This window comes from uncultured Anaerococcus sp. (assembly GCF_963510575.1).
GTDB lineage: Bacteria > Bacillota > Clostridia > Tissierellales > Peptoniphilaceae > Anaerococcus.
The window spans coordinates 1-10,536 of sequence record NZ_CAUPFR010000058.1 but is presented as its reverse complement, the minus strand read 5'-3'; the positions used below and the strand labels follow the sequence as shown (position 1 = coordinate 10,536).

Sequence of the window (10,536 nt, the reverse complement as noted above, 5' to 3'; positions counted from 1 at the left end):
ATCTAAAATCAACCTGCGCTGCTTGGTGATTCTGAGGTTTTTATCTTTTAAAAGGTCGTTTAATCGCATTTTTCCCTCCTTAAATTTATTATACTTTATTTGACAGAGATTAAAATACCTATATAATACTTACTGCAAATGATTTGCAAAAGGAGAGTTTATGAAAAAGAAAAATATATTTATGGCTTTAGCCCTTGCCCTTGCTGTAACTGCTTGTGGTAACCAAGCTAAAGAAAGTCCAAAGACAGAAACAAAACAAGAAGAAAATACAGAAAAGCAAGCAGAATCTAAGGTGATTTACGCTTCATTTTACCCAATCTATAACCTAACCAAACAAATAGCTGGCGATAAATTTGATGTAAAGGCCTTTAATTCCCTTACAACAGAAAGCCACGACTTTGAACCATCTGCTAAGGAAATCGCAGAGCTAGGCGAATCTAAGCTAATCTTTATGAACGGTGCTGGCATGGAAGAGTGGAAGGATGCTGTTGAAGGAAGTGTTGGAATAGAAATGGTAGATACAAGTGCCGGCCTAGATTTAATTAAGGCTGACCACGAAGACCACGACCACGACCATGAAGAAGCAGACCACGACCACGACCATGAAGAAGCAGACCACGATCATGACCATGAAGACGCAGACCATGACCACGACCATGAAGATGCAGACCATGATGACCATGATCACGACCATGAAGATGCCGACCACGACGACCATGACCATGAAGATGGCGAAGAAGAACACCATCACCACCATCACGGTGCCTATGACCCACACACTTGGTTATCACCTGTAAATGCCAAGGCCCAAGCCAAGGTAATTGCTGATAAACTAGCAGAAATTGACCCAGCTAACAAAGATTATTACGAAAAAAATTACGAAAAAATTGCCGCAGAATTTGACGAAATAATCAAAGATTACAAGGAAAAATTTGAAAAAGTAACAAACAAGAAATTCATCGTTCCTCACCAAGCCTTTGGTTATGTAGCAAGAGATTTTGGTCTTGAACAAATTCCTCTAGCAAGCCTAACATCAACAGCAGACCCAGATGCTAAGGTAATGAAGGAAGTAACAGACTTAGCTAAGGCTGACAAGATTAAAACAGTTTTCTTTGAAAAAGGTGGTTCCGACAAGGCAGCAAAAACCATAGCTGAAGAAATCGGAGCAGAAGTTGCCCCACTTTCAACAATGGAATTTGCAACCCAAGAAGAAATCGACAAGGAAGTAACAATCCAAGAAATAATTAAGGAAAACCTTGAAAATATATATAAGTCTCTAGCATAATATATATATGAAGCAAATCGAGATAAAAAACCTAAAATTTGGCTATAATGAAAATTTAATATTAAAAGGCATAAATTTAGACCTTGACCAGGGGGACTTTGCGGTGATATCCGGCGAAAATGGATCGGGCAAGTCCACCCTAATCAAGCTAATCCTTGGCGAGTTGAAAAAAGATTCCGGAAGCATAAAACTTTTTGGCATAGATATGGAAGAGTTTAAAAATTTTGACAAGGTTGGCTATGTGCCCCAAGTAAATGAAGCCATCAAGGTTGCCTTTCCGGTATCAGCCAGGGAATATGTTGGCCTAAACCTCTATAAGGAATTTTCAATTTTTAATACAATCACAAAAAAATCTAAGTCTAAAATTGAAAACACTTTTTCCACCCTAAAAATAAAAGACCTTATAGATAGGCCAGTCAACAACTTATCTGGTGGCCAAGCCCAAAGAGTAATGATTGCTAGGGCTATGGTAAATAATCCCGACATATTAATCCTTGACGAACCCACAGTGGGCATTGACCAAAAATCTAAGGAAGACTTCCTTGATCTTTTAGTCCACCTAAATCGCCACCACAAAATATCAATCCTAATGATAACCCACGAAATGGACATCCTTGGAGATTATGTAGACAAGGTATTTAAACTAAAGGACGGTCTCATATGCTAAGCTATGATTTTATGCAAAGGGCCCTAGCTGTTGGCGTAATGCTTGCAGTCATCATCCCCATGATAGGCCTTGTAATGATAAATAGGAAGACATCCATGATAGGAGATGCCCTATCCCACTCCTCATTGGCAGGTATTGCCATGGGACTGATTTTCGCTATAAATCCCATGTGGACATCCTTGGTATTTTGTGTTTTAGGTGCCTTTGCCATAGATATAATCAGGAAAAGATTTAAGGACTTTGGCGATATGGCAACAGCCATCATCATGAGTTTTGGCATAGGCCTTGCGGCAATACTTTCGGACTTTTCCCCAGGAGGAAAGAGCTTTGAATCCTACCTCTTTGGGTCAATCACAACAGTTTCAAGAGAGGACGTCATCCTAGTAGGGATAATTTTTGTCCTAGTAGTCCTAATGTCGCTTTACTTTTACAATGCCCTCTTGTTTATATCCATAAATCCGATAATGGCAAGGCTGGCAGGCGTTAGGGTAAGAATAGTAAACGGAGTATTTACCTTCCTAACAGCCATCACAATCGCTATTTCAGCCAAAATCGTAGGGGCACTCATGATTACATCTTTAATGGTAATCCCCGTCGCCACAGCCCTACTAATAGCAGATTCCTACAAAAAAACCTACCTAATCTCCCTAATATTTTCGGTAGTTTTTATGCTAATAGGCATCACCCTATCCTTCTACTACGGCCTAAAACCAGGAGGCTCCATAGTAATGATAGCCATAGGAACCTTGCTAATAGTGGCGATAGGTAAAAAAATAAGAGAAAAAATAAGAAAAAAGATCTCCAACTAGGAGGTCTTTTTGCTTGAGAAATTTTCGCCTATACAATTTTTTGCATACAAAATTTGTTATAATATTGTTAGAGCATGAAATATTAATTAGGATAAAATAAGTCAGAGTTAAATATGGATTTAATAAGTTTATATTGTAAAGAATTGAAAATAAACTTTGGATGATAAAGCTAAAGGAGAAATTAAAAACCAAAGATATTAATCGTAGAAATTTGAAATAAAATTTATATGGGATTTAAGGAGAGGTTATGGAACTTAAACTAAATGATATTTTTAATTTGACAGAAGAAGAAATAGATAATAGCAAGATCGAATTTAATATGACATATGGAACACAAGGAGACAGATTTTTAGACTATTGGCTTAGCCAAAATGATGCTGATAAGATAGAAGGAACATGCAAAGAATGTTCATTTTGGGGTTGGTATGGAACTAGTCAAAGAAATTTTTATCCAGGACAATGGGTTTTTAGTTTTTCTAGGATAAGTGGGGATGAATTGTTATTTATTTCTGCTGGTAAGGTTCTAGAAGTTCCAGAAGATGATTGGGCAAAAGTAGAGATTTTAGAAAGGTTCAAGCCATTTTTTGGTAGACTTGTTATTAATTATAAAAAGGGTAGTGCATATTCAAGATATACTTTTAACCTAAGTACATACATTGAAAAGATTAGTGTAAAGGAAATTTTATCATGCCTTTATAGTGAAGACACTTTTGATGGATATGATAGAGTTTATTTAACATATGAAAAATTAGCCAGAATGTTTAGGAGAGAAATATTACCTTCATACTACGAAGCTCTAAGCAAGGTAAGTGGGGTTTATTGTTTGACAGATACAAAGACAGGTAAACATTATATTGGTTCCGCTACTGGCATAGAAGGTGTAAGACAAAGGTGGGGAGATTATTTCTCAAGCAAAGATGGTGGGAATAAAAAATTAATTGACCTCAAGAACAAAGAAGGGGAAAAATACTTTGAAAAATATTTCACCTTTACCCTAATAGAATTCTACAACAGGTCTTATGATCCAGAAAAAATAATTGAAAGAGAGCAATATTGGAAAAAATGTTTTGATACAATTAATAGTGGATACAATAGTAATTAAAAATTTTCCCAGTTATTTAACTGGGATTTTTTATATCTTAGTATGATATAATATTACATATATAGAAAGGATTTTTATGAAGATTATTATTTCACCGGCTAAGGGTTTTAAACATTTTGATAATATAAATACACAAGAGCTTTTGTTTCCTGAAAAGACTAGGATTTTGCTTGATAGACTCAAGAAACTTTCCATGAATGAGATGGGAAATCTTAATAGGACCAACGACAAATTGACTGAGAAGGCTTACTATGATTTTCAGGATTTTGACTTTGGCAATCTCCCAAATCCAGCACTTTTTTCCTTTGATGGCTTGGTTTTTAAGCAATTTTCCATGGAAGATTTTCCTGATCTTGAATATTTAAATGACCACGTCTACATTCTTGATGCCTTTTATGGACTTTTAAAACCAATGACTGGGATTAGGGACTATAGGCTTTATTTTGACAACACTATGTATGACCTTTACGAATTTTGGGGCGATGATTTGTATAAAAAACTTTTTGAGGACGGAGATTTGGTTTTAAACCTTGCCAGCAAGGAATATACCAAGACTATCAGTCCATTTCTTAAGGATTCCGACAAGTTTTTGACTGTGGATTTTAAGGAAAATCGCGGTGGAAAATTAAAATCTATTGTTTCCTACACAAAACAGGCGAGGGGTGCTATGCTTAAGGAAATTATTTCGAATAAAATCGAGGATGTTGACCAAATTAAAAAGCTAAATATCAATGGCTACACCTATGACCCATACAATTCGACAAAAGATATCCTAACCTTTGTGAGAAAGGGAGATGAATAATGAAACTCCTTCACTTATCAGATCTCCATATTGGAAAATCTTTGGGAAATTTTTCCTTCCTTGAAGACCAAAAATACGTTTTGGATCAGATTTTAGACCTTATTGAGGATAGGAAAATCGAGGCTGTAATGATTGCTGGAGATATTTTTGATACAGCAGTCGCTTCGGCTGATGCCCTTGATTTATATAATTATTTCATAGAAAAAATTATTTTTGATATAAAAATCCCTGTTTTGGCAATTTCTGGCAATCACGATTCTGCCAAGCGTTTGGATGTGAATAAGAGGTTTTATAAGACCAACAAATATTACCTGGCTGGCGAGTTTACAAAAGAAGTCGTGACTTTGGAGGATGAGTACGGACCAATTAATTTTTTCCTCTTGCCTTTTATGTCTCTTGCCAAGGCTAGGGTGATTTTTGGCGAAGACCTCGCTGATTTTACAGATTTATACCGAGAGGCTCTTAAGGATTATAAATATGAAGACAGGAATATTTTAATCACCCACTGCTATGCGACAGAATTTAGCCAGAGCCTAGAAAAAGATTACAATGAAGGGCAAAAACCACTCACAATCGGGGGTTCAGACTGTATGGATGCTTCGCTTTTTATGGATTTTGACTATGTGGCCTTGGGCCACCTCCACTCTGCCCATTATGTTCTTGACCCCAAAATCAGGTATTCGGGCACCTTTATGCCTTATTCTTTTGATAAAAAAGATAATAATAAATCGGTAACTATTGTCAATTTGGGTCCTGAAAGTGTAGAGATTGAGAAAATTCCAATCAAACTTTTGAGAGATTTTGAAGTGAGGACTGGTTTTTTTGATGATTTGATAAGTGAACCGGCAAGTGACGCCTATATCAAATTTATCCTCGAAGATGGGGCGACAATCGAAAATGCCATGGCTAAATTTAAGAAGAAATTTCCCAATGCAGTCCTTATAAATTACTCATCCAGGTCGGTTTTTGCTATGGATAATAAGGAAATAGATATAGATGTGGAAAACAAATCGACTTTGGAATTATTTGAGGACTTTATCGCCTACAAGGATAAAAGAGAGATGACAGATGATGAAAAAACCGTCTTAGAAGACGTGATAGGGGCTATAAATGAGGGTTAGGAAGGTAAAATTAAGGGGATTTTTGACCTACAAGGACGAGATTGAAATAGACTTTACCAGACTTTTTGACAAGAAAATATTTTTGATATCGGGCCCAACCGGATCAGGTAAAACCACCATTTTTGACGCCATTTCCTTTGCCCTTTACGGGGAAGTACCAAGGGAGATTGGCATGGAAGATTTAAGGAGCGACTACCTTTCTGAAGCAGACGACTTTACCTATGTGGACTTGGAATTTGGCCTGGGGAAGAAAACCTATAAAATTATCAGGGTTCCAAGTCAGAGGGCTGTAGAAATCAAGAATCCTAAAAATATCGGCCACAGGGTTGAACTTTACGATATAACAGGGGAGAAAATCCTCCTGGCTGACAAATTAAGGGAGGCTGATGACAAGATTAAGGAACTAGTAGGTCTTGATAAAAACCAGTTTTCCAAGGTAATGCTCCTCGCCCAGGGCCAATTTCAGAAATTTTTGATTTCAAAATCGGATGAAAAGGCAGCGCTTTTGTCAGATATTTTCAAGACTGATTCCCTTAGGGCAATCCAGGACGAACTCAAAAAGAGGGCAAATGATAACAAAAAGCTCCTGGTCCAGGTCGATAAGGATCTAGGAAATATCCTTACCGATAATGAGCTTTTAGAGGGGAAAATCAGCCAAGACCTTATTTTAAGACGTGATTTTGAAAATATTCTTAAAATAATTTCCCAAAGCGAAAGTGACCAGGATGGATTTTTGAAAGAAATTTTAAAATCCTTGGCCAAGCTTGAGAAAAATGAAAAAAATTTAATCTCTGATTTAGAAAAGGCCAAGGCCCTCAATGAAAATATTGAAAAATACAAGAAGGCTGAGGAAGCCTACCAGACCTTGTTGGTGGATTTTGACAAAAATACCCAGGTCAAAAAAAATTTGGATTTAATTTCTTATGCCCTTTCCATAAAAATTTACGAAGACAGGCTTGAAAAAACCAAGGCTGACCTTAGGGATTTTGAGGAAAATAAGCTGGGAATTGAAAAGAATTTGGCAGAAAAAAAACAAACATTAGCTGAAATTGAAAAAGAAGTCGATAAACTTCCTGCCCTTAAGGAAAAACTTGACCAGGCAAAGATAGCTTACTCTAAGAAAGTCAAGGAAATAGCTGATTTTGAGGACTTTTTGGAGGTTAAAAAATCTTACGAGTCTATAAAAGATTTGGACAAGGATTTGGAAAAATACCAAGAAGCCCTAAAAAGTGACGAAAAAGACCTCGAGGCTTTGAGAAATCTTTACGATCAAAAGTCCAAAGACTTGGCAAGTCTCAAGGAAGAAGATTTTGCCAACAAGGAAAAGATTTCAGAAATTAAAACCAGGCTTGGGAATTTGGACAAAGATTACCAAAAAATCAAGGAAAACAAGGCTTATGAGGAAAAACTGCTTAGTTTAGGTAAAGACCTAGAAGAGGCGGAAAAACTTAAGGCTAGGGCAGACGAAGACCGAGAACATTTGGAGATAAATAAGCTAATTGATAGGTTAAATACCGAGGGCCTTTGTCCTGTTTGTGGCAAGTCCCACCAGGGACACAAGGAAAAACTTGCTGTTTCCGACCTTGATTTGGAAAAAATAAGCAAAGACCTAGGTGATTTGAAAATTGCTTTGGCAAGGACCAAGGCCATTTACGAAAAAAATCTCAAAGACCTTAGCACAGTTTCAACCTTAAATGAAATTGAAAAAATAATTGCTGATAACAAGGATTTGTTGGAGTCCTACGAGGACATGGCCACTAAAACTAAGGCAAAAATAAAGGATGCGACCGAGGCCATAAATGAAATCGGGAAAAGGGGTGTGGACCTAAAAAAAGCTAGGGACCAAAAGGAAAAAATTTGCGAAGGCCTTGCTGACAAGCTCAAAAATTTGGCAGACCTAAAGATAAAATACCTTGCAGGAGAAAAGGCTATGGCTGGCCTTGATAGGGCGAAGCTTTTTGAAGAGAAAAAGTATTTGGAAGATGAAATTATGAGCCTAGATTCTTTTATTAAGGAAAAGGAGAAGACTCACCAAGACCTAAGTTTAGCCATTTCAAAGGAAAAGTCAACCCTAGCTTCCCTTATAGAAAATATAGAAAAGGCGACTTATGATTTAAAAAATTACCAAAAAGATTTTGAGAAAAAACTTTACGAGAAATTTGAAAATACAGAAGTTTATAAAACTTATTTGGCAAGGGAAGGGGAAGTAAAGGAGAAAAAAGAACTTATAGAAACCTATTTTGCAGACCTTGCCAGGGAGAAAACCACCAGGGAAAATTTCATAGACTTTAAGGAGAAAAAGCCTTGTGACTTAGGGAAATTTGAGGAAAATTTAAGAGAAATCGAAAGAGAAATCAAAATTTTAGATGAGGAGAAAATAAAAACCTCGACTAAAGTTGATTTGATCAAAAAAGACGGGGAAAAAATTAAAAAAATCCACGAATTTTACTTGACCCTATCCAAAACTGCCCAGCTTATTTCAAACCTATCAGACCTTGCTAACGGGGTCAGCGCTGGGGTAAAAGGCCTTGAAAAACTTGATTTTGAGACCTTTATCCTTTCGGTTTATTTTGACAGGGTCCTAAATTTTGCCAACATCAGGTTTAACCAAATGACAGATGGGCAATTTTCAATGGTTAGAAAGACCGAAGCAAGTGACGGTAGGTCAAAGATGGGTTTAGATATAGAAATTTTGGACTCCAACACCGGCAAAAAAAGGCCAGCCTCAACCCTGTCAGGTGGGGAAAATTTCCTTGCAAGTCTTTCCCTCGCCCTGGGCCTTTCTGATGAAATTGGGGCGGAAAATGGGGGAATTAGGATAGATACCCTCTTTATCGACGAAGGATTTGGGACTCTTTCCAAGGAATTTCTGGCAAATGCCATCGAAACTATAGAAAAACTTTCCAAGGAAAACAGGTTTGTTGGTCTGATTTCCCATGTTGACGACCTAAAAGAGGCCATAGAAGCGAAAATTTTAATAACTTACGACCCAAGTAGGGGGTCAAGTTTGGAGATTGTAGATGATTAGGTTAATAATTTCAGAGTCGGCAGAAAATGCTAGCCTCTACCTTTATAAAAAAATCGAAGAAAGGCTTGATTCAGGGAAAAAATCCATCCTTATAGTGCCTGAGCAATACACCTTGGAGACTGATATAAATTTCCTAAAGTCTATAAAATACAGGGCTGTCATGGACGCCAAGGTCCTTTCTTTTTCATCCTTTGCTAGCTTTTTTATGGATAATTTTACCAGGGGCAAAGTCGAATTTTTAGATAAGGAAGGCAAGGTTTTGCTTTTGACAAATATCCTCCAAGACCTCAAGGATGACCTAGATTTATTTAAAAATTCCTACCAAAATATAGACTTTATTAATTCACTTGTTGGCTTAATCTCAAGTTTTAAGGACAATAAGTTTGACGAGGATTTTTTTAAGGAAGTGGCAGGAAGCGATGTTTCTGAGATTTCAAAAATAAAATTTGAGGAAATAAGGCTGATTTTAGCAACCTACCAAAAAGAAATTGAGGGCAAATATTTGGACAAGGAAGACCTCCTCTCCTTTGTGGCAGAAAAGCTTGGAAAGACTGACTTTCTCGATGCTTATGAAATCTTTATAGACAAGTTTGATTTTTTTGAGGAAAGAAAACTCGACTTAATTTCTGCCCTAGATGATAGGGGCCTTGACCTAAATATTGCCCTAAATATAGACCCAAAATTTCTGGCAAATCCTCTTATTAGACCTGAAATTTTTGATAGTTCGGCTAGGACTTTTGACTTATTTAGGCAGGATTTTGCAAGTGAGGTCATAACTTTAAAAGCCAATTCTAGGCAAGCTGACCTTGACCACTTAAGGAAAAATTTTGAAAATTACAAGCCAGACCCTTATAGGGAAAATCCTACAAATATCAAACTCTACGAGTCGATTTCAACTAAGTCTGAACTTGTTAATATGGCGCTTTTGATAAATAAAATCATAAAGACCAAGCCAGACCTCCGCTATAAGGATATGGCGATTTATTTGACAGACGCAGACCAATATGAAAATGAGCTGATAAAAACCTTCTCTAGGTATGAAATTCCAATCTTTCTTGACAAGAGAAGGAAGATGGCAGATAACCATATAATCAAGACTTTTTTGGCTCTTTTAAGGCTTAGGGTAAATAATTTTAGGACTGAAGACTTGTTTTATATCCTAAATTCAAAATTGATTGGGATTTCGGATGAGGATGCCAACGCCCTTATAAATTTCTTAACCTACAGAAAAATCAAGGGGTCCATGTTTGAAAATGACAAGTACTTTGCCATGGACGAAGACTTTTACGAAAAAAATCTGGCAAATGACCCAAAAAAGGATGCCAAAATTGCTAATAAACGCCAAGAATACGACCTTATAAACCAAGTTAGGGCAAAGATTCTAAAGCTAAGTAAGGGCCTTGACAAGAAAAATCTTACCATAAAAGATCTTGCGACAAGGATTTTTAAGATGGTTTCAGATCCTGATATTAAAGCAGGAATCAATGATTTTCAAGCAAAGCTTTTGGAAAATGCAGCCCTTGATGATTACAAGGAAAATGAACAGATTTGGGATGAGTTTGTGGCAATCTTAGACCAGTTAGTACTCATAATGGGCGAGAGAAGTCTGCCCCTAGCTAGGATTTATAGTCTGATTGAATCTGTAGCTAAAGACGTACAAATTGGGTTAATTCCGCCATCTAAAGACCATTTGATAGTTACAGACTTTGCTAGGGATAGGGT

Annotated in this window: 8 protein-coding genes; all 8 read left to right on the top strand. The window is 36.8% G+C overall.

Features of this window, described 5'->3' with window-relative positions; genetic code table 11:
* Positions 1-160: 160 nt before the first annotated feature.
* Positions 161-1,285, top strand: coding sequence for a metal ABC transporter solute-binding protein, Zn/Mn family (locus tag RQ907_RS05520; RefSeq protein WP_311492382.1), 1,125 nt, complete (start codon positions 161-163; stop codon positions 1,283-1,285).
* A 7-nt stretch (positions 1,286-1,292) separates the two neighbouring features.
* Positions 1,293-1,952, top strand: coding sequence for a metal ABC transporter ATP-binding protein (locus RQ907_RS05515; RefSeq protein ID WP_311492381.1), 660 nt, complete (start codon positions 1,293-1,295; stop codon positions 1,950-1,952).
* The gene (locus tag RQ907_RS05510; RefSeq protein WP_311492380.1) at positions 1,946-2,761 is read left to right on the top strand and encodes a metal ABC transporter permease; all 816 of its coding nucleotides are present in this window, start codon (positions 1,946-1,948) and stop codon (positions 2,759-2,761) included. Before RQ907_RS05515 ends, RQ907_RS05510 begins: the two co-directional genes overlap by 7 nt.
* Before the next feature lie 247 nt (positions 2,762-3,008).
* Complete coding sequence (locus RQ907_RS05505) at positions 3,009-3,863, top strand: GIY-YIG nuclease family protein (RefSeq protein ID WP_311492379.1); 855 nt, start codon at positions 3,009-3,011, stop codon at positions 3,861-3,863.
* Positions 3,864-3,939: 76 nt separating this feature from the next.
* Complete coding sequence (gene yaaA / locus RQ907_RS05500) at positions 3,940-4,665, top strand: peroxide stress protein YaaA (protein ID WP_311492378.1); 726 nt, start codon at positions 3,940-3,942, stop codon at positions 4,663-4,665.
* Positions 4,665-5,786, top strand: coding sequence for an exonuclease SbcCD subunit D (locus RQ907_RS05495; RefSeq protein ID WP_311492377.1), 1,122 nt, complete (start codon positions 4,665-4,667; stop codon positions 5,784-5,786). The genes yaaA and RQ907_RS05495 overlap by 1 nt, the downstream gene beginning before the upstream one ends.
* Positions 5,776-8,814, top strand: coding sequence for an AAA family ATPase (locus tag RQ907_RS05490; protein ID WP_311492376.1), 3,039 nt, complete (start codon positions 5,776-5,778; stop codon positions 8,812-8,814). The genes RQ907_RS05495 and RQ907_RS05490 overlap by 11 nt, the downstream gene beginning before the upstream one ends.
* The coding region (locus RQ907_RS05485) for a 3'-5' exonuclease (protein ID WP_311492375.1) at positions 8,807-10,536 on the top strand (1,730 nt) is incomplete at its 3' end. The genes RQ907_RS05490 and RQ907_RS05485, both read left to right, overlap by 8 nt.

What these genes read in the sequence shown, in the direction of transcription:
- RQ907_RS05520 (WP_311492382.1), top strand. Translation starts at nt 161, where the DNA reads ATGAAAAAGAAAAATATATTTATGGCTTTAGCCCTTGCCCTTGCTGTA.
- RQ907_RS05515 (WP_311492381.1), top strand. Translation starts at nt 1,293, where the DNA reads ATGAAGCAAATCGAGATAAAAAACCTAAAATTTGGCTATAATGAAAAT.
- RQ907_RS05510 (WP_311492380.1), top strand. Translation starts at nt 1,946, where the DNA reads ATGCTAAGCTATGATTTTATGCAAAGGGCCCTAGCTGTTGGCGTAATG.
- RQ907_RS05505 (WP_311492379.1), top strand. Translation starts at nt 3,009, where the DNA reads ATGGAACTTAAACTAAATGATATTTTTAATTTGACAGAAGAAGAAATA.
- yaaA (WP_311492378.1), top strand. Translation starts at nt 3,940, where the DNA reads ATGAAGATTATTATTTCACCGGCTAAGGGTTTTAAACATTTTGATAAT.
- RQ907_RS05495 (WP_311492377.1), top strand. Translation starts at nt 4,665, where the DNA reads ATGAAACTCCTTCACTTATCAGATCTCCATATTGGAAAATCTTTGGGA.
- RQ907_RS05490 (WP_311492376.1), top strand. Translation starts at nt 5,776, where the DNA reads ATGAGGGTTAGGAAGGTAAAATTAAGGGGATTTTTGACCTACAAGGAC.